General features: G+C 44.3%; 19 protein-coding genes and 1 riboswitch. Of the genes, 6 read left to right on the top strand and 13 right to left on the bottom strand.

The genetic code is table 11. The features are described from left to right. Window positions 1-17 precede the first annotated feature (17 nt). On the top strand, window positions 18-575 hold the full coding sequence (locus NYR53_RS25825) for a PadR family transcriptional regulator (protein WP_261301976.1): 558 nt from the start codon (window positions 18-20) through the stop codon (window positions 573-575). 114 nt (window positions 576-689) lie between these two features. Further along, the gene (gene htpG / locus NYR53_RS25830) at window positions 690-2,570 is read left to right on the top strand and encodes a molecular chaperone HtpG (protein WP_261301977.1); all 1,881 of its coding nucleotides are present in this window, start codon (window positions 690-692) and stop codon (window positions 2,568-2,570) included. Between the two features lie 51 nt (window positions 2,571-2,621). Here the strand turns inward: htpG and NYR53_RS25835 are convergent, their stop codons facing one another. Then, complete coding sequence (locus tag NYR53_RS25835) at window positions 2,622-2,795, bottom strand: hypothetical protein (protein ID WP_261301978.1); 174 nt, start codon at window positions 2,793-2,795, stop codon at window positions 2,622-2,624. A gap of 83 nt (window positions 2,796-2,878) precedes the next feature. Further along, window positions 2,879-2,974: riboswitch (cyclic di-GMP riboswitch) on the top strand. A 40-nt stretch (window positions 2,975-3,014) separates the two neighbouring features. Here NYR53_RS25835 and NYR53_RS25840 point away from each other — a divergent pair. Next, complete coding sequence (locus NYR53_RS25840; RefSeq protein WP_261301979.1) at window positions 3,015-3,206, top strand: hypothetical protein; 192 nt, start codon at window positions 3,015-3,017, stop codon at window positions 3,204-3,206. Between the two features lie 184 nt (window positions 3,207-3,390). On the opposite strand, the gene nrdR is transcribed toward NYR53_RS25840, so the two are convergent. Next, window positions 3,391-3,870, bottom strand: coding sequence for a transcriptional regulator NrdR (gene nrdR / locus NYR53_RS25845; protein ID WP_056835442.1), 480 nt, complete (start codon window positions 3,868-3,870; stop codon window positions 3,391-3,393). Between the two features lie 117 nt (window positions 3,871-3,987). Between nrdR and NYR53_RS25850 the strand changes: the two genes are divergently transcribed. After that, complete coding sequence (locus NYR53_RS25850; protein WP_090817514.1) at window positions 3,988-4,212, top strand: alpha/beta-type small acid-soluble spore protein; 225 nt, start codon at window positions 3,988-3,990, stop codon at window positions 4,210-4,212. 84 nt (window positions 4,213-4,296) lie between these two features. Here NYR53_RS25850 and NYR53_RS25855 read toward each other — a convergent pair whose 3' ends face one another. From NYR53_RS25855 to polA, 5 genes are all read right to left on the bottom strand, one after another. Next, window positions 4,297-4,887 (bottom strand): lytic transglycosylase domain-containing protein, encoded by a 591-nt coding sequence (locus tag NYR53_RS25855; protein ID WP_261301980.1) that lies wholly within the window; start codon window positions 4,885-4,887, stop codon window positions 4,297-4,299. Beyond that, window positions 4,884-5,480: a dephospho-CoA kinase gene (gene coaE, locus NYR53_RS25860; RefSeq protein ID WP_261301981.1), complete on the bottom strand. Its 597-nt coding sequence runs from the start codon at window positions 5,478-5,480 to the stop codon at window positions 4,884-4,886. Before coaE ends, NYR53_RS25855 begins: the two co-directional genes overlap by 4 nt. An 89-nt stretch (window positions 5,481-5,569) precedes the next feature. Beyond that, complete coding sequence (locus NYR53_RS25865; protein WP_261301982.1) at window positions 5,570-6,313, bottom strand: MntP/YtaF family protein; 744 nt, start codon at window positions 6,311-6,313, stop codon at window positions 5,570-5,572. 97 nt (window positions 6,314-6,410) lie between these two features. Next, the gene (mutM, locus tag NYR53_RS25870) at window positions 6,411-7,271 is read right to left on the bottom strand and encodes a DNA-formamidopyrimidine glycosylase (RefSeq protein ID WP_261301983.1); all 861 of its coding nucleotides are present in this window, start codon (window positions 7,269-7,271) and stop codon (window positions 6,411-6,413) included. 105 nt (window positions 7,272-7,376) lie between these two features. Continuing rightward, complete coding sequence (gene polA, locus NYR53_RS25875) at window positions 7,377-10,037, bottom strand: DNA polymerase I (protein ID WP_261301984.1); 2,661 nt, start codon at window positions 10,035-10,037, stop codon at window positions 7,377-7,379. Window positions 10,038-10,170: 133 nt separating this feature from the next. Here polA and NYR53_RS25880 point away from each other — a divergent pair, with 133 nt between their 5' ends. Continuing rightward, window positions 10,171-10,920: an HAD family hydrolase gene (locus NYR53_RS25880; RefSeq protein ID WP_261301985.1), complete on the top strand. Its 750-nt coding sequence runs from the start codon at window positions 10,171-10,173 to the stop codon at window positions 10,918-10,920. Here NYR53_RS25880 and NYR53_RS25885 read toward each other — a convergent pair. Beyond that, entirely contained in the window at window positions 10,906-12,675 is a 1,770-nt protein-coding gene (locus NYR53_RS25885; protein WP_261301986.1) for a GGDEF domain-containing protein, read from the bottom strand. The genes NYR53_RS25880 and NYR53_RS25885 overlap by 15 nt on opposite strands. A 191-nt stretch (window positions 12,676-12,866) precedes the next feature. Between NYR53_RS25885 and NYR53_RS25890 the strand changes: the two genes are divergently transcribed. Continuing rightward, window positions 12,867-14,444: a response regulator gene (locus NYR53_RS25890; protein ID WP_261301987.1), complete on the top strand. Its 1,578-nt coding sequence runs from the start codon at window positions 12,867-12,869 to the stop codon at window positions 14,442-14,444. Window positions 14,445-14,620: 176 nt separating this feature from the next. On the opposite strand, the gene phoU is transcribed toward NYR53_RS25890, so the two are convergent. The 5 genes from phoU to NYR53_RS25915 form a co-directional block, all read right to left on the bottom strand. Then, window positions 14,621-15,280 carry a phosphate signaling complex protein PhoU gene (gene phoU / locus NYR53_RS25895; protein WP_261301988.1) on the bottom strand — a complete coding sequence of 220 codons (660 nt, stop codon included), beginning with the start codon at window positions 15,278-15,280 and terminating at the stop codon, window positions 14,621-14,623. Window positions 15,281-15,306: 26 nt separating this feature from the next. After that, entirely contained in the window at window positions 15,307-16,071 is a 765-nt protein-coding gene (gene pstB, locus NYR53_RS25900) for a phosphate ABC transporter ATP-binding protein PstB (RefSeq protein ID WP_036635822.1), read from the bottom strand. Continuing rightward, the gene (gene pstA, locus NYR53_RS25905; protein WP_261301989.1) at window positions 16,072-16,929 is read right to left on the bottom strand and encodes a phosphate ABC transporter permease PstA; all 858 of its coding nucleotides are present in this window, start codon (window positions 16,927-16,929) and stop codon (window positions 16,072-16,074) included. It lies immediately after the preceding gene. Next, a complete protein-coding gene (gene pstC / locus NYR53_RS25910; protein WP_261301990.1) occupies window positions 16,926-17,861 on the bottom strand; it encodes a phosphate ABC transporter permease subunit PstC in 936 nt (311 codons plus the stop codon). The genes pstA and pstC overlap by 4 nt, the downstream gene beginning before the upstream one ends. Before the next feature lie 160 nt (window positions 17,862-18,021). Next, entirely contained in the window at window positions 18,022-18,927 is a 906-nt protein-coding gene (locus NYR53_RS25915; protein WP_437180074.1) for a phosphate ABC transporter substrate-binding protein, read from the bottom strand. Window positions 18,928-19,030: the final 103 nt, after the last annotated feature.

Raw genomic sequence — 19,030 nt, forward strand, 5'->3', positions numbered from 1 at the left:
GAGGAGTTGTCGTCCACATGAGCTCAATTCGCTATGCCCTCCTTACCTTATTGGCTCGCGAGCCTCTTAGCGGTTATGATATCAAGCAGCAGATGAACAGTCGAATCGGACCTTTTTGGAAAGTAGGCAGCAATCAAGTATATCCTGAACTGTCAAAAATGGAGGCCGAAGGCTTGGTGGCCCTGCAAACTGTAGAGCAGCTTAGCTATCGCCCTGCCAGGAAATTGTATGAGATAACAGAGGTTGGTCGTGAGGCGTTAATTCAATGGACGCTAAATCCGGAGGAAGTTGAAAATGTTCGTGATGACTTTCTTTTGAAAGCTTATAATTCATGGTTGATTGAGCCAGAGAAGATGATCATACGAATTGAGGAGAAAAAGAAGCAGCACCAAGAGCGTTTAACCGCCTATCTGGACAAGGTTGCGGAGCTTACGCAATTACTTGGTCATTCCAAGGGCGATCAACCTCTTGATTCGAGCATCTCGGTGGTGGAATTCGGCATTGAATATGAACGTATGTATATGGATTGGTGCGATAAGCTCATAGAAAAGCTGCAAAAAATTCATAGTGAATGAAATATTGACAATAAAATTAATGAATGTTATAAAAGTAAGGAATGGCACTCAGCAATTGAGAGTGCTAATAACCATCTCTGACTAATTTCTACATATTTGAAAGGAGATCTCCCATTGGAAAAGAAACAGTTTCAAGCCGAATCCAAACGCTTATTGGAAATGATGATCAATTCGATTTATACGCAAAGAGAGATATTTCTAAGAGAGCTTATCTCCAATGCCAGTGATGCTATCGACAAAATTTACTACAAAGCTTTGACCGATGACACGTTGGTTTTTGACAAAGATAGTTATTTCATCAAAGTGATTGCCGATAAAACGAATCGCACACTCACACTTCGTGATACAGGTATTGGGATGACAAAGGAAGATTTGGAGAATAACCTGGGGATCATTGCGAAGAGCGGATCTTTGGCCTTCAAAAAAGAAAATGAAGCAAAGGACGGTCACAATATCATCGGCCAGTTCGGCGTTGGCTTCTATTCAGCTTTTATGGTTGCAGATGTCGTTACGGTTATTAGTAGAGCGCTAGGCAGCGATGTAGCTTACAAGTGGGAGTCCACTGGTGCTGATGGCTACACGATTGAAACGGCGGAGAAAGACGAAGTGGGCACGGAGATTATCCTGAAAATTAAGGATAATACGGAAGATGAGAATTTCGATGAGTATTTAGACGAGTATCGTTTAAAAGCGATCATCAAAAAGTATTCCGATTTCATCCGTTACCCTATTAAAATGGATATTACCGGAAAAAGGCTGAAAGAAGGCAGCGAAAGCGACTTCGAGGATTACCAAGAAGAGCAGCATGTCAACAGCATGGTTCCAATCTGGAGAAAAAACAAAAGTGAACTGACTCCGGAAGATTACGAGAAATTCTATCACGAGAAACATTACGGCTTCGATAAGCCGCTTAAACATATTCACGTCAGCGCAGATGGCGCTGTCGTCTATCAAGCAATCCTCTTTATCCCGGAAAATATCCCTTTTGACTATTATTCCAAAGAGTACGAAAAGGGCTTGGAGCTCTACGCCAATGGCGTATTGATCATGAACAAATGTGCAGACTTACTTCCTGACTATTTCAGCTTCGTTAAAGGAATGGTTGATTCCGAAAGCCTGTCGCTCAACATTTCCAGAGAAATGCTGCAGCATGACCGTCAATTGAAGCTGATTGCCAAGAACATTTCGAGCAAAATCAAAGGCCAGCTGCAAAGCCTGCTGAAGGACGAAAGGGAGAAATATGAGCAATTCTACAAATCCTTCGGCCGTCAGCTCAAATTCGGTGTCTACAGCGATTACGGAAGCCATAAGGACGTCTTGCAGGATCTATTGATGTTCCATTCCTCCAAGGAGAAAAAGCTGGTTACGCTCGACGAGTACGTAGCAAGAATGCCGGAAGATCAGAAGTACATTTACTACGCTTCCGGTGAATCGATGGAAAGAATCGATAAGCTACCACAAACAGAGCTTGTCACTGATAAAGGCTATGAGATTTTGTATTTCACCGATGATATCGATGAATTCGCGATCAAAATGATCATGACCTACAAAGAAAAAGAGTTTAAATCCGTTTCAAGCGGCGATCTTGGTATTGAAGTTGATGACAACCAATCAGAAACCGATGCTGACAAAAATGACAACAAAGAGCTTTTCGATTATATGAAAAATCTGTTGTCAGGCAAAGTTTCAAACGTAAAAGCATCCAAGCGTCTCAAAAAACACCCTGTGTGCTTATCGACAGACGGCGATGTGACGATCGAAATGGAAAAAATCTTAAATGCGATGCCGAATAATCCTAACGTGAAGGCTGAGAAGGTACTGGAAATCAACATCAATCACGAAGTGTTCGCATCCTTAAAAGACGCATATGACAAAGATAAAGAGAAGCTGAATCTTTATACAGCCCTGCTGTACAATCAAGCGCTCTTAATCGAAGGTTTGCCTCTTCAAGATCCAGTTGAATTCACGAACGATATTTGCAAAATCATGGTTTAATATATCAAAGCACTACAACGATGACACTGTTGTAGTGCTTTTTTTATACGATCAACCACTCTTATAGTCGGGAAAGGTTTCCTTTACCTCATATTGTTTCTTCGAGTCCGAGTTTGCATACACATAAGCCAATAACCGATCTTGATCAATTCCCAGAGAGCTAGCCACTTTTACGATATCTAATTCATAAGAAATGCTTGGAATTTGATTGGACTTGACGGACATATGCTTCAACCATCCTTCGAATAATGTAATTAATGGAAACTCAATCCGTAAATATGATATAGTTTTCTTACAAACATAAATCGGTACGATAAAGGCAAAACCACTGAAAAGTGGTGACGCAAAGCTACAGGGACTAAAATGGCATTCTTGAATGTCCAAAATGTCAGCCAGCTACCGCCTCCGTCCGATTGTATGTAGAAAGACTAGGAGGGAACAAAGATGATGGGAAAAATTACGGTGGATGGTAGAATGAGTTTAGATGTACAGCAATTAATTGATAACTTGCATCTTCCAGAAAGTGATCTTTTGGATATGTTCTCCTTTAAGTTTGATAACAACGTTTTAACGCAGGATGAAGCTATTCGGTTTATTCATTTTCTCAGAAGTGAACTGGACAAACGGACTCAATAAAGGAATTATGCACGAAAGCATACAAAAATACAGTCGGTTGATGTCTAAAGATTTATTTTTTTCAAATAAATTTTAATCGCATGATTGCTGATTTCACGGGAAAAACTAAGAAAAGACAACGGGAATCCCGCTGTCTTTTTCTTAGTTTTTGTCATATTTAGAGATTAATTTATTCATTTTGGCTTTATTTATCCCGGAGCAGTCCGGTGTCATGCTTTCCCAATATTTGCGTAAGCTCCTTCAAGAACATATTTATGTCCTTAAACTGTCGGTATACGGAGGCAAAGCGAATGTACGCCACTTCATCGACGGGGTACAGCTGTTCCATGACGATTTCTCCAATGCTTAAACTATCCACTTCAGCGTGAGCCGTGGTGCGAAGCTGCATTTCCACTTCAGATACCATCATCTCAAGCCTCTCCATCGATACCGGGCGCTTCTCACAAGCTCGAATCAAGCCTCTTAATACTTTCTCTCGACTAAATTCTTCCCTACTTCCATCTTTCTTAATCACGATTAAAGGCGTTTCTTCCACCATCTCAAATGTGGTGAATCTTCTTGCGCACTTCTCACATTCTCGACGACGACGAATCGATTTGTTTTCATTGGCTGAACGTGAATCAAGAACTTTCGTACCGGAATAGTCACAGAACGGACACTTCATTCGCTATCTCTCCTTTCTCTTCTTTCTCTTCTTTGATCTATTACCATATGTTACATGTCATGAACTTAGGAGATATGCACACAATACTATTACCAAACGACAAGGAGGTGAACAGACATGGGCGCAGGACAATCCCGCAGCAGCAATACATTAGTCGTTCCTCAAGCTAACGCAGCGTTGGATCAGTTGAAATACGAAGTAGCTCAAGAGCTAGGTATCGCCATCCCTCAAGATGGATATATGGGCAATATGGCTACTCGTGATGCTGGTTCTATTGGTGGTAACATCACTCGTCGACTGGTACAAATCGCAGAACAATCCTTGGCTGGTCAATTCAAGTAATCTTGAAGATTAGCTAATGAATCTGCAAAACAGGAAGTATTGGACTCTAAGCCCCCACAAGGAGCTAGTCCAATGCTTCTTTGTTTATGAAGAGAAGGTAGTCTTCTTCCCCCATTGCTCCGAGTATAGCTTCGTGTATTTCTCGTAATAATAGAGCACTCGCTGCACATAATGACGTGTTTCTCCGAATGGTATTTGATTAATATGCGCTTCCGAACCATCCCAGATGTCATTTTGCTTCCATTTATTCACATTCCCTTGACCTGCATTATAAGCCGCAATCGCATAAATTAAATTACCATTATAATGCTTTTTTAGCCAGCTTAAATACCAAGAACCAAGATTAATATTTACGTCCACTTTTAATAAATCTTCCTGCACATGAGGACCTAAATTCGTAGATTCTACAATCCAGTCTGCTGTGTCAGGCATAAGCTGCATCAGGCCAAGTGCGCCTTTTCTTGACTCCAAATGATATTTGTAATTCGTCTCAACTTTAATAATCGCAGCAATTAAAAATGGATCTATATTGTGTTTCGCCGCGCTCTGCCTAATTTCCTGCTCAAAGTAGATCGGGTACAGCTTTCTTCCGATAAAATCGCTATTCATAAAGAGAACCAGAACAAAAAAGACAAGAAGCAAGGCAAAAACTCTTTTTTTTCGTAAAAAGGTCATGAAAGCCCCTTCTCTAGCCAAAACCGCTCCACTTCAGCGAAAGTTTCTTCCCAAGTACCGCTGTTGTCAATGACAACATCCGCGTATTTACGTTTCTCCTCAATGGACATTTGAGCTTCAATGCGATTATTCGCCGCACTTTCCGTCAGTCCATCTCTTTGCATAAGCCGCTCCAACTGGATAGAACGCGGCACATAAACAACCATAACCTCATGAAACATGAAGGATAAATTAGATTCGATTAATAAAGGGACATCGACCACAACAAGCTTGTCCGGGAACTGCCTTTCATAGGCTTCCATCTGTTCGCGTATTTGTGCACGAATTGGCGGATGTAGAATACTTTCCAGCTGCTTGCGCGCCTCGGTATTCCCAAAAATGATCTCGCCAAGCTTCTTGCGATGCAGTGAGCCGTCTGGCTGAAGAACGGCTTGTCCAAAATGTGCAGCAACCTGTTCAAGAACAGGGCTGCCGGGCTCAACGACATCGCGGGCTATCATATCCGCATCTACTAATAGGGCGCCGCGGCTAACCAGCATGGTGCTAACCGTACTTTTGCCGCAAGCGATTCCTCCTGTTAACCCGATATTCATGGGTATCTCTCCTAATCGTTTTCCACTCGGAAAACTTTCTCATATCCCAAGGATTTACGAAATGAATGACTTCCTAGTAAAGAGAAATGCTATAACATTTTCAAAAGTCCCATGATGATGAGTACACATCCCGGAAGTACAGACAGTTTCTTCATCCAATTCATCTCCGAATACCGTAAACCAAACCGCAAACCAATTGCAATAAATGAACCACTTGATATCGAAATGACAGAAGCCGTTAACAGTGGAACGAATCCAATTAATGCGGCTCCAATGCCTGCACCGAACGCATCTAAAGATAACGCCAAACCAAGCAAGGTAGCCTCTGAAGCTGAAATATTACCCGATTTGTCAACGTCTGCTATGGATGGTGTGCGCAAAATTTGAATAACCAGTCCGAAGCGTTTCAGCTCAATATTCAATATTTCCTTCGTTCGCTGCAAAGTATCAAACGTTAGAATCTCTCCAGAACCAGTGTGCTTCCCCTCTGATGAAGGTTGAACACTGCTTATTGATGCTTGATCTACAGATAAGACTCCCTCTCGTTCCTGTTTCTCTTGCGACTTTTGTTGTCTCGTTTGTACTAATGCCCAGATACCAATCCCGATCAAGACAAGAGCACCGATACGCTTAGCTACCAAGGGAGACATGAAGGAAGACATCAGAACACCGATCTGCATCGAGCTGTAGATAATGATACCTGACCAAAGCGATATAATCGCAATAGATAGGAACGGAATTCGTATTTTACGTAAGCCATACATCACTCCGACGCCGAAGCCGTCCAAAGAAACTGCGAAAGCAAGAATAAGTAGTGAAACTACAGGAAGCATAATACCCCTCCTAAGAGTTTTACCTAGAAACTAGCTTATAAGCCGTTAATCTAGGCTAAGTACTCCATATCATATGGGAAGGGCAGGCTTCACGTGCCTATTTCTCTAACTTCTTTCGGGTTCTCGTCTTCTTTAGCGGTTGACAGGTTGGGCAAATATGCGTACCTCTGCCGCCAACAACGGTCTTATAAATCTCGCTCCCGCATGTTTTACACGGTTGAGACTGTCGGCCATAAATGTTCAGTTGATGCTGGAACAAGCCAATTTCGCCTTGTCCATTCACGTACGATTTAATCGAGGATCCTCCCACTTCAACCGATTCACGAAGCGTACGAATGATGGCGGAGTGAAGGAGTTCGAGCTCCGTCTTGCTCAGTGAAGAGGCTTCGCGTTCGGGATGGATGCCAGCCAAGAAAAGGGACTCGTCTACATAAATATTCCCGATTCCCACGATATATTCTTGATTGAGCAGCAGTGGTTTAATCTTCGTCGAACGATGAGCGATCCGGTCTCGAAAAGCCTCGAAGGTGAAGTCTTCATCTAACGGCTCAAGTCCGAGCTTATGCAGAGGAGGCTGCGTGAGCTCTTCGCCCTTGGGGAACAGATGCATCGTTCCAAATTGTCTAACATCCTTATAGCGGAGCTCGCTGCCATCGGTGAAACGGAACAACACATGGGTGTGCGGCTCCAACGGATCTTCACCGTCATACAGGCCGTACCGTCCTTCCATACGCAGATGCGAAACCATGACGTAATCGGTAAGTATGAAGCGCAGAAATTTCCCTCTGCGTTCTATGGTCTCAACGGTCTGACCTTGCAGCATAACCTCAAACATATGAATATCGTCCGGCTTTTGGATAATGCGAGGCAGTCTGACCTGAACATGCTCAATCGTTTTACCGGTGATTAAATTGTTCAGCGTTCGTCTGACCGTTTCGACTTCGGGTAGTTCAGGCACGGATGTTCACCTCTTTTTGTGTTGTTAATTGTGATTGAGAGGCTGAGGTGCCAGATTGGCTCGCTCAGCGGTAAAATCCGATCGGCTCACCGATTCGGCGTGCTATTACTTAGCGTCATACCAAGTAAGGCCGAAGTCAACATCCGCGCTCAGCGGGACATCCAGCTTAAGGGCTGAGGCCATGACTTCCGGTACTACGCGGCGCATGGTCTCCAGCTCCTCTTCTGGGACTTCAAAGACAAGCTCATCGTGTACTTGAAGCAGCATGCGGCTTTTGAGTCCATCTTGTTTCAAACGGTCGGCCATCTGAACCATGGCCAGTTTAATGATATCGGCAGCCGTACCTTGAATCGGCGTATTCATGGCTGTTCGTTCTGCAAAGGAACGAAGATTAAAGTTCGATGCTGTGATCTCGGGAAGATAACGGCGGCGCTGCAGCAAGGTCGTGACATAACCGTCCCTGCGAGCATCCTTCACGATCTCATCCATATATTTGCGAACCCCTTGGAATACAGCAAAGTATTGTTCAATGAACTGAGCTGCATCCCTGCGGGTAATGTCTAAGTTCTGGGACAAGCCGTAGTCGCTGATGCCGTAAACGATCCCGAAGTTGACGGCTTTGGCCTGACGGCGCATGTTCGCGTCGACAGCGCTCTCTTCCACCCCGAAGACGTCCATGGCCGTCTTCGTGTGGATGTCCATATTCTGAAGGAACGCTTCCTTCAGATTGTCATCCTGCGAGATGTGCGCAAGCACGCGCAGCTCGATCTGTGAGTAATCCGCAGCAAGCATGTACCATCCTGGCTCGGATGGAACGAATACCTTGCGGATCTTACGCCCCTCCTCCAGACGAATAGGAATATTCTGGAGGTTCGGGAACTGGCTGCTGAGCCGGCCCGTGGCGGCAATCGTCTGCCGGTAATAGGTGTGCACCTTACCGGTCTCTGGCCGCACCTCTTTGAGCAGCCCCTCGACGTACGTCGATTGCAGCTTCGCGAGCGAGCGGTAGTTCAGAATCTCCCCTACGACTTCATGGTAGGGAGCAAGGCGCTCAAGCACCTCGGCATCCGTCGAGTAGCCGGTTTTGGTCTTCTTCCAAGCTGGCAGCCCCAGCTTCTCGAACAAGATCTCGCCAAGCTGTTTCGGCGAGTTGATGTTGAACTCTACGCCGGCGAGCGTATAGATTCGGGTCATGATCGCATCCAGCTTGCTTGCAAGCTCCACGCCGAACGCTTTGAGGCCCTCGGCATCCAGTGCGATGCCGCGCAGCTCCATCTCCGCGAGCACGCCCGCGAGAGGCAGCTCTAGCTCGTAGAAGAGGCTATGCATCTCGCTCTTCTCCAGCTCTTCGCGCAGCACCGGCACGATGCGCGCAATGGCCATCGCTTTTCGACCCAAGTGGTCACTAAGCGCAGCAAGCTCAGGCAAGCGGAACTTCGCTCCCTTGCCGAACACTTCCTCGTCCGTCTTAACGCCCGGCAAGCCGTACTTGCCCGTCAGGCCGCTCAAGCTAAGATTCGACTCTGTCGGGTCGAGTAAGTAAGCGGCCAGCAGAGCATCGAAGTCCACTCCTTTGAGGTGGACATCTTGCCAAGCCAGTACCAGCTGGGCACGGTGCTGGTCGAAGAGCTGCTTCTTCTTGGAATCATCGCCTAGCCAAGTACGCAGCGGCTCGCCCGCTTCACTCTTCAGAAGCTCTAAAGGCACGAAGTAAGATGTATTCGTTTCCCCATCAAACGTAAACCAGACTACACCAACCACCACCGCTTGGTGCGGATTTTCCCCTACAGCCTCAACATGGATCGCTGCGTTATCGCCTAATTTGCCAATCAGCTCATCCATGTTGTCTTTCGTTACAACAACCGCATTCAAACTCTCGACAACTTGTTCCTCCGCTATGCTGCTTGGACCGAAATCCATCTTCTCTAAGAGGGATTTGAATTCCAGCTTGCGGAACATACTGGATAAAGCTTGTCCATCAAAACCATCATAACGGAAGACATCCCACTCCGTTTCCATCGGCACCTCACGGAAAATGGTCGCGAGTTCTTTACTCATGATGGCACTTTGTGCATGCTCCTCGACTTTTTCCTTCATTTTGCCTTTGAGGCTTGATGCATTAGCAAGCACTTCTTCAACGGTTCCAAATTCATGCAGCATCTTGAGTGCCGTTTTTTCCCCAACACCCGGAATACCTGGGATATTATCCGACGTATCGCCCATCAACCCTTTGAGGTCGATAATTTGCGCAGGCGTGAGGCCGTATTTTTCTTTTATTTCAGCAGGGTTATAAAGATCAACTTCACTAATTCCTTTCCGAGTGATCGCAACGGTCACATGCTCGGAAGCCAGCTGCAGCATATCCTTATCTCCCGAAACGAGAAGCACCTTCTCGCCTCTTTCATCGGCAGCCTTGGTTAAGGTTCCAATAATATCGTCAGCCTCATAGCCTGTCAGCTCAAACTGTGGAATCTTGAAAGCTTTAAGCAACTCTTTGATCAGTGGAAACTGCTCGGAGAGCTCAGACGGCGTTTTGGCACGTCCGCCTTTATATTCCGTATATTCTTTGTGTCTAAACGTAATTTTCCCGGCGTCGAATGCAACGAGAAAATGCGTAGGCTTTTCTTCTTCTATCAACTTCAGCAGCATCGTTGTAAATCCATAGACTGCATTCGTGTGTAAACCACTGGAATTACTGAGCAAAGGTAAAGCATAAAAAGCTCGATTCGCGATAGAGTTACCATCAATAATAATTAGCTTATCCATAAGTTCGCACCCCGATTTTTGACATACTTCCTTCATCATAGCATACGAAATTAAAATAAAAAAACGGTTCCGCACATAAACATGTATGGAAACCATTATTCAATGGGCCGGTCTTCAGAAGGAGGTTCTCCATATGAGCCCTTTTTTCTCACCAATTCGCAAAAAGGTTATATTTTTTGATATGAATAATACGATTCTGGATCGCAGACAATGCTTTGATTCGGCATTCCTTGAAGTCATGAACGACTTTACAGCGAGATGGGATCCGGGCGAAATGCTTTTTACATCCCAAGAAGCCCTGCAAAGCTATAAGCTGGAGTGGAGCCGTCACCGAAAGGCACCGATAAGGAGTCCCATATCCCCTGATGAGCTGCGCCACATTTGTTTACGTAAGGCTCTTCAGCCTATGCCGGTGAACGTCAGCCCTGCTTTTACACGGTCTTTTTTCGAACAGGTAGAAGAACAGGAAGATAACTTCGTTGCCCTCTTTCCCGGCGTTGAAGACACACTTGAGGCATTATCACAAAACTATAAACTGGCTATCATCAGTAACGGAAATCGGAAAAGGTTGCAAAGCAATTTGGAGAAAATGAAACTCACCAGATGGATCGATCAAGATCGTTTATTTAGTTCAGAGAAGGATGGACCGCGAAAGCCGCACCCCGCGATCTTTGAAAGAGCCCTAAAGACGATGAGCACGGCTTCAAACCAAAGTGTAATGGTTGGAAATTCGTGGCGCAATGATGTGGTGGGGGCCGCGTCAAGCGGCATGGATGCGATCTGGATACATCCGGGGAATATCAAAAAAATATCCGAGCGCCGAATCGGCAAACAGAAGGTCATTATTATCCGTTCTTTTAAACAATTGTTATACACTTTCTAATTCAAGTCCATTTGAGCCAATTTTTTCGAAATAATAAATACTTCCTTGATGCGCTTTTGCTTTCTTTTTGAGCAAGGCGGCTGTTTGGGAAATGTGTTCAAGTGAAATGGGAGATTCGCAGACACAGACGACTAAAGAGAGCGAAAGCGTAACTCCCTCGCTCTTGATCTTGTTGCCGCTCCGATCCCATACATATTCAAACTCCTCATCATCATAGAACATCTGCACACCCTGTTCGAAGCGGCGAATGATTTCCTGACACAGTTGTTTTGGAGATAACGTGGCAGATATCGCGATAAAATCATCGCCTCCCACATGCCCGACAAAATCATGCGGTGTCCCACAAACCGCAATGGATTGCTGCATAACATCCGCTGTATATTGAATCAGTTGATCCCCTTTTTGAAATCCAAACCGATCATTGAACCATTTGAAGTAATCGAGATCCGCATAAACCACATGAAACGGTTTGTTCTCACTAATCCTCTTGTTCAACTCGCGATTGATTTGCAAATTCCCTGGCAGTCCTGTTAATGGATTGGCCACACGCGCAGACTCCATTCGTACATTCGTTATACTCTCAAGAATCGTTCTGATCGATGCTACGCCTGCCATCTTCCCATTGCTTGTAACGATAACTAGGTCATATAAGTGGTTTATTGCGCGTGAGGTAGCCATCTGTGATACTTCCTCAACAGGCATGAACTCGTCCACGATTAGCGGTGATTCATCCATAATGCTGTCAATGGTTCGATTCCAGAACAAGGAGAAGGCGTATTGCCCAGTTAATTGTTGAAATAAGCGATCTCTCATCATGAGGCCAACCGGCACTTCTGCATCCACGATAACAGCACCCACTGCCTCTTGATTTTTTTTGAAGAAATCCGCTACTTCCGAAATCAGTTTTTTCTTCTCAAACACCTTCACAGGCGTTTTCAGGTCGCCAATGCTCCAAGTCATACTGCTTCCTTGTACTTTGCGATGCTGCCATATCAACATTTTATGGATGTCCTGCACAATCGCGGGAGATTCATTGGGCTTTCCTAGCAAATAACCTTGGGCATAATGCACGCCGAGCCGTGTTAATTTGGTTAGTTCATCCGCATGTTCAATGCCTTCGGCAATGAGGGAAATGTTCATTTTATGGGCAAAAGTAACGAACGTTTCAAGAATATACTCTTTGACTTTGTTTTTATGTATATTTTCTATGAGGGAACGATCTATTTTAATAAAATCCGGTTGAAGTTCCGCAATCGCTTGAAGAGAGGAATATCCAGCCCCCGCATCATCTATGGCAATTCGATAGCCTTGTTTACGGTAATGCTCCAGAATCTTTTGGGCTAAGGAGAAATCCTCAATCGAGCTTCTTTCCGTAATTTCAAATACGACATTGCTTGGGCGGAGTCCGTATCTCTGTAAAATCTCAAGCGTTTTACCGGGAACAAACCCTGGATCGTACAGCACTTGGGATGAAATATTAATAAAAAGCAATTGCTGCGGATGCTCCAAAATGGATCCTTTAATCGCTTTCTCACGAGCAAGCTGCTCCAGCATATAGAGCTCGCCTTGCTGCTCTGCGAATTGAAACATGGTCAAAGGTGAATGAAAGGGACTATCTTTGGGACCTCGCGTTAACGCTTCATACCCCATTACCTGTCCATCCTGCAGCGAGATAATAGGTTGATAAACGGAATAAATGTACTCTTTATCTATCATCTTATAGAATTGTTCCAGCATTTCTGACTGAGCATTCATGTCCATCATCCCTTACCTGAATATACTTATTACACTAGTCTATCAAACCAAATGATTGGCTTTATTATCCAAATGTAAAATGTATGTAAAGACTTCAAAAAAAAAAGAGGGAATTCAATCTTTTTCCCGAAAAAGAGAGGGATGGATTGTTAGGTGCGTACAAGCTTGTACATGCACGGAAAGGATTTGAAATGGAACAACAAGTAAAAATCTTGGCGGTAGATGACCGCTACGAGAACTTGCTGGCTCTGAATAGCATTCTGGCCTCTTCCAACTATGACGTTATTTCTTTGCAATCAGGCGAGGAAGTTCTGAGATATTTATTAAAAGAACCCGCTGATCACATCGCTGTAATCTTAATGGATGTGCAAATGCCTGGACTTAGCGGCTTCGAGACGGCCGAACTGATCAAGCAGCGGAAAGCTTGTCAGGATATTCCCATCATCTTCCTAACGGCTCTCAGCACCTCTATCGAGCATGTGTTGAAGGGCTATCATGTGGGCTCTATTGATTATTTATTCAAACCTATTCATCCTAAAATGTTGCGCATGAAAGTCGATGGCTTCGTTAACATGCACCTCAATCATCAAAAGATCAAAATTCAAAGTGAACTGCTGCATAAGCGAACGCTAGATCTCGAAGAGACGAATCGCAAGTTGGCTGAAGCGGAAGAGAAATTAAAGCAGCAAAATTTTCTTTTGGAACAATGGGTGGAAGAGCGAACCTCCGAATTAGTGGATGCCCATGAAAAGCTGATAAAATCACAAGAACATTTCAAGAAAATGTTCATGCTATCCCCTTCTTTGATGGCCATCCGCCGTCTACCAGACCTCACCTATCTCGAAATTAATGAAAGCTGGAAACAATATACAGGATACGGCGATGAAATCATTGGAACAACACTAGATCTCTTACGAGCTGAAGTGGGAGATTCAAGGAACTTTAGTGATGTCATCCATAATTGCAAGGTCAAGTACGAAACGAAGTCCAAGGAAATTCGAACTGCTCTGCTTTCAACGGAAATCATTGATATCGAAAATGAAAGCTGTTTGCTCGAAGTTGCCGTCGATATCACGGAAAGCTTGCGATTTGAATCTGAAATGGCGCGTCTAGCTCAACTCAATCTAGTTGGGGAAATGGCCGCCGGCATTGCCCATGAGATTCGCAACCCGATGACGACCATTCGCGGCTTCCTCCAATTATTTCGCGAGAACGATCGTCATATGCAGAAAGAATACATTCCCATCATGCTCGAAGAGTTGGATAGAGCGAATGAAATTATTACCGAATATTTATCCCTGGCCAAAAATAAGCAGTCCCATCAACAGCCTGAAAATATCAACCGTATTATCGAAACGCTCATCCCCCTCATCCAAGCAGAAGCCGTTATGTCCGGCAAGCATGTTCATTTCCAATTCAAGGACTGTCCTGTCATTCAACTCGACGATAAAGAAATGCGTCAACTCATATTGAACATGTGTATGAATGGTTTGGAAGCGATGAGCCTCGGCGGTAAGCTGAGAATTGAAACCTACCTAGAAGCAGAACACGTCGTCCTGCTTATCGCTGATGAAGGGACAGGCATTAATGAAGAACACCTAGAGAAGCTAGGAAGACCTTTCTTCACGACCAAAGATGAAGGGACAGGACTCGGTCTAGCTATCTGCTACAGCATCGCTGCCAGGCACCAGGCTTCGATTGAAGTTCAGTCAAGTAGGAAAGGAACAACCTTCCTCATTCGCTTTCCTATTACAGCCTTAAGAACATAGGTGAAACCGGCTTACGCTATCCTTGGATAATCGAGTTGCACAAGTTGATGCAATGGGCTCCCAACGATACGCAGCTAATACTAATAAACAAGGTAATCTTCGCTTAGCCAAAACCCAAAAAGGGACGCTCACAAGTCATAATTGACTTAGGAGCGTCCCTTCCATATTTCATTTACTTACACATTCAAATCTTTACGTTTCCCTGTGACCATATAAATAACGCCTTCACCGATGTTCGTTGTATGATCAGCTACACGCTCTAAGAAATGGGCAACAAACAATAAATGGGTCAATTGACGGTTACGATTGAAATCCGATCCCATCATTCCCATTAATTCCTGCATCACCGAGCTGTACAGCTTATCCACGCGGTCATCTTTCTCGGCAAGCGCTGCGGCCCTATGAACATCACGTTCTGTATAAGAGACAAGGCTCTCATGCAGCATCTCAATGGCAATATCGGCCATTTCAGGAATGACTTCGAGCGGCTTAACAAGCTCTTCCCCCGCGAAACGGATCGTAATCTTCGCGATATCTACGGCATGATCAGCAATTCGTTCCAAGTCTGTTGCAATCTTAAGTGCGGTACCAATGATTCGCAGATCACTTGCCATTGGTTGTTGCAAAGCAATTAATCGAAGACAAAGCTCATCGATTGTCGTTAAATAATCATCAATATGATCATCATTCTTAATGACTTGCCGTGCCGTATTCTCATCCAACTTGGCCAAAGACTCCACCGATTTGAGAATTAAATCCTTAACGCTTTCACCCATATTCTGCAATTCTTTTTGTAAAATTGACAATGATTGATGAAACCCAGGTCTTGCATCCATTTCGTGTCTCTCCCCTCAGTTGTTGGTTAACCGAATCTTCCCGTAATATAATCTTCCGTACGTTGATCATTAGGATTAGTGAAAATTTTATCTGTCTTGTCCGTTTCAACTAAGTATCCATTTAGGAAGAAGGAGGTCATATCCGAAATCCTTGCCGCCTGCTGCATGTTGTGCGTAACGATGATGATGGTGTATTTCTCTTTCAATGTTTGAGTCAACTCTTCAACTTTGAGCGTTGAGATTGGATCTAGCGCGGATGTAGGCTCATCCATAAGAAGTACGTCCGGCTCTACTGCTAATAAGCGGGCGATACATAAACGCTGCTGCTGTCCACCGGACAGGCCTAACGCAGATTTATGCAAACGATCCTTGACTTCATCCCACAAAGCCGCCTGTACAAGACTGCGCTCTACGATTTCGTCTAGGACCGCTTTCTTCTTCGTTCCATGGATGCGTGGTCCGTAGGCAATGTTGTCATAAATGCTCATTGGAAATGGATTTGGACGTTGAAATACCATCCCTACACGCTTACGCAGTGAAACAACATCGGAATCAGAATCATAGATATTGTGACCATCTACGGCTACATTTCCAGTAATTCGTACACTATCAATGAGATCATTCATACGGTTCAAGGTACGCAGGAAAGTGGATTTCCCACAACCTGAAGGACCGATCAAAGCGGCGATTGTTCCCGTTTCAATAGCTAATTCAATATCGTGGAGAGCATGGTTATCTCCGTAAAATAAATTTAATTTGTCCGCTTTAATCTTATGCTTGGTCGCCACGATTTATTTCCCCCCGGAAAGTCTTTTTTGTAAAATTCGGCTAGGTATACTGACAAGTAGGTTAAAGATGAGTACGACGATCAGAAGCAGCGCGGCGCTTCCTTTAGCAATTTCCTTTGCATCTGGAACTAACGCTTCAGCGCCAACATACCAGAGATGAACGGATAGCGTCTCCCCCATCTTCAGTGGATTGAAATCCGGGAAGAAGCGAGAAACCGATAAGCCGGCCGTGTAAATGAGAATGGCAGATTCGCCTAACGCGCGTCCTGCAATCAACGTAATCCCAGTAATTAAGCTTGGCAGCGACGCAGGGATGAGTACTTTGCGAATAGCCTGCCATCTGGTGGAACCAAGAGCAAGGCTTGCCTCCCAATAAGATTCAGGAACCGTACGGATTGCCACCTCTGTGACCCTTACCATAACAGGTAAATTAAGCAGGGCAACCGTCGCGGCCCCACCAATAATGGAGAACTTCAGACCTAGCAAATTGGCAAATAATAAGAAACCGAACAATCCAAATACGATAGAAGGAACAGAAGCCAGAGCTTCAACCGAGATACGAACGAGATCAGTGAACCAATTTTTTTGTGCGTATATCGCCAAATATATCCCCGAGAATAAACCGATTGGAATGGATATCACCAAGGATAGAATTAGGACATAGAAAGAGTTGAACAATTGCGGTCCTACACCGCCGCCGGCTTTGATCTCTTCCGACTTCCCGAAGATGAAATTCCAAGATAAATGTGGAAGTCCATCACCTAATATACGGAATAGAAACCAAGCCAAAATCAATATAATAACAATGCCCGATGCCCAAAAATACACCGTGGCCAAACGATCAGTCGTTTTGCTTTTCATTTCAGTTCACTCCTTTTGGCTACGATACGGATAATAAGAATTAAGGACAAGGAGATCACGAGTAAAAGTAGCGCCATCAAATAGAGCGCATTATTCCAAGTGCTTCCGTAATTCGTATTCCCCATATCCTTCACAATCGCGGTCGTTAAAACCGTGGTTGAGTCAAGGAGTGATTTCGGCATTTGCGGAGAATTACCAATAACCATGAATACAGCCATGGTTTCACCGATTGCACGTCCCATGCCAAGGATGATTGCGGTCAGGATACCGGGTCTAGCAGCAGGCAAAAGCACACGCCACATCGTTTGCCAACGTGTTGCACCTAATGCGAGTGATGCTTCTTCCAGACGACTAGGCAATGCGCGGATAGCATCTTCTGATATGGAAAGAATGGTTGGTAAGATCATGATGGCTAGAATGATGGAAGCTGGTAAAATACCGTATCCAACCCCGCCTGTGATTTTACCAAGCGCAGGGACGATAACTGTCATACCGATTAGACCATAAACTACCGAAGGTATACCTACGAACAGATCTGTTGCAGGCCGCATGATTTCACGCATCCATTTCGGTGCAATTTTAGCCATGAATAATGCCCCTGACAAAGCAAGCGGCACTGAAAACACAACCGAAACCAATGTCATGAGCAGCGTGCTGTATAAAAAAGGAAAAGCTCCGAATTTATTTTGACCTGGCGTCCAATCTGTAGAGAAGAAAAATTCAAAAGGATTGACTCCTTGAAACGTCTTAATCCCTTGCATTCCCACGAAAACAATGATAGAAAAAATGATGGCAGACACTAGGGCGGCACTTCCAACAAACACCCACCTCATGATGTTATCTTGTCTATGTTGTCCTTGGGTCCATTTCGTGACGAGTGGACGACTTTCGTCTGATTTCGCGTTCGTAAGTTTGTCTGCTACGGAATTCAATGGGTAATTCCCCTTTCTCTTAAATACACATTACTCTTATGATAGAGCATGATTGTAATTGGATCGTCAATGAATTGTTAAGGGAATGTAAAAGTTTCGTTTATGTAACTAAAAAAAGAGCGCGGCATAGGATGCTCGCGCTCTTAGTTTGTTCTATTTCTTACTTTTTAAGCAAATCAGCGGGTAAGAATTTCAAGTCACGAACTTGTTTACCTTGGAATTCTTTGCTTGAGATGTAAGCGATGAATGCTTTAGCAGGATCTTTCGCTTCACCTTTTGTGTACATATGCTCAACACCAAACAATTTGTAAGTTCCGTTTTTGATGTTATCTTCGGAGAACGCTACACCATCAATTTTCAACGCTTTAACAGTGTCATCAATGTAAGGTGTATCTACATAACCAATGGAGCTGGACTGACCAGCAACAGCTGTTTTCATTGCACCGCTGTTTTCTTGTGTAATACCGTCTTTTGTGAATTCTTTGTTATCAAGAATGATTTGTTGAACAAGTTTCCGGGAACCTGAGCTATCTGGACGGTGGACAAGAACTATTTTCGCGTCATTGCCGCCAACTTCTTTCCAGTTCGTTACTTTACCCATGTAAATGTCAGCAGCTTGTGCTTTTGTAAGGTTATCTACTTTTACATCTTTGTTTACGATCAATGCGAATGGAGCAATCGCTACTTGATGGTCAACAAGACCTTTATCTTTATATTCAGCAGCTGGCTCAACGTCGGAGTTACCGATGTCTGAAGTACCGTCTGCTACGTTTTTAATTCCTGTGCCTGATCCGCCTGCAGTAACGTTGATCGTTACTTTTGGATTTTTCTCCATAAACTCAGTAGCTGCTTGTTTAACTAATGGAAGAAGCGCACTTGAGCCGGAAGCTGTAATCGTACCGCTTAATTCTGTTTTTGGAGCATCGCTTGGCTTAACTGTAGCAGCTGCACTAGCAGCAGGTGTTGCAGAAGCAGCATTTTTAGTATCTGTTTTAGCGCCGCAACCAACCAATGACCCCATCATTAATACCGCGGAAAGTGTAAATGTAATTCCTTTTTTCGACATGAACTTAAACATAGTTAGCATGTCCTCCTTTGATTTGTATGTTGCTTGTTATGTTAGTGTCGATTCCCATTTGATTGTCCGTCGAACTAACTTACTTACCTAT

The sequence above is a fragment of the Paenibacillus andongensis genome (assembly GCF_025369935.1).
Taxonomy (GTDB): Bacteria; Bacillota; Bacilli; order Paenibacillales; family NBRC-103111; genus Paenibacillus_E; species Paenibacillus_E andongensis.

Bases quoted from the DNA above. Each gene is read 5' to 3' on its own strand.
- NYR53_RS25825 (WP_261301976.1), top strand. From the start codon at position 18: ATGAGCTCAATTCGCTATGCCCTCCTTACCTTATTGGCTCGCGAGCCT.
- NYR53_RS25835 (WP_261301978.1), bottom strand. From the start codon at position 2,795: ATGTCCGTCAAGTCCAATCAAATTCCAAGCATTTCTTATGAATTAGAT.
- NYR53_RS25840 (WP_261301979.1), top strand. From the start codon at position 3,015: ATGATGGGAAAAATTACGGTGGATGGTAGAATGAGTTTAGATGTACAG.
- nrdR (WP_056835442.1), bottom strand. From the start codon at position 3,870: ATGAAGTGTCCGTTCTGTGACTATTCCGGTACGAAAGTTCTTGATTCA.
- NYR53_RS25850 (WP_090817514.1), top strand. From the start codon at position 3,988: ATGGGCGCAGGACAATCCCGCAGCAGCAATACATTAGTCGTTCCTCAA.
- NYR53_RS25855 (WP_261301980.1), bottom strand. From the start codon at position 4,887: ATGACCTTTTTACGAAAAAAAAGAGTTTTTGCCTTGCTTCTTGTCTTT.
- coaE (WP_261301981.1), bottom strand. From the start codon at position 5,480: ATGAATATCGGGTTAACAGGAGGAATCGCTTGCGGCAAAAGTACGGTT.
- NYR53_RS25865 (WP_261301982.1), bottom strand. From the start codon at position 6,313: ATGCTTCCTGTAGTTTCACTACTTATTCTTGCTTTCGCAGTTTCTTTG.
- polA (WP_261301984.1), bottom strand. From the start codon at position 10,037: ATGGATAAGCTAATTATTATTGATGGTAACTCTATCGCGAATCGAGCT.
- NYR53_RS25880 (WP_261301985.1), top strand. From the start codon at position 10,171: ATGAGCCCTTTTTTCTCACCAATTCGCAAAAAGGTTATATTTTTTGAT.
- NYR53_RS25885 (WP_261301986.1), bottom strand. From the start codon at position 12,675: ATGAATGCTCAGTCAGAAATGCTGGAACAATTCTATAAGATGATAGAT.
- NYR53_RS25890 (WP_261301987.1), top strand. From the start codon at position 12,867: ATGGAACAACAAGTAAAAATCTTGGCGGTAGATGACCGCTACGAGAAC.
- phoU (WP_261301988.1), bottom strand. From the start codon at position 15,280: ATGGATGCAAGACCTGGGTTTCATCAATCATTGTCAATTTTACAAAAA.
- pstA (WP_261301989.1), bottom strand. From the start codon at position 16,929: ATGAAAAGCAAAACGACTGATCGTTTGGCCACGGTGTATTTTTGGGCA.
- NYR53_RS25915 (WP_437180074.1), bottom strand. From the start codon at position 18,927: ATGTCGAAAAAAGGAATTACATTTACACTTTCCGCGGTATTAATGATG.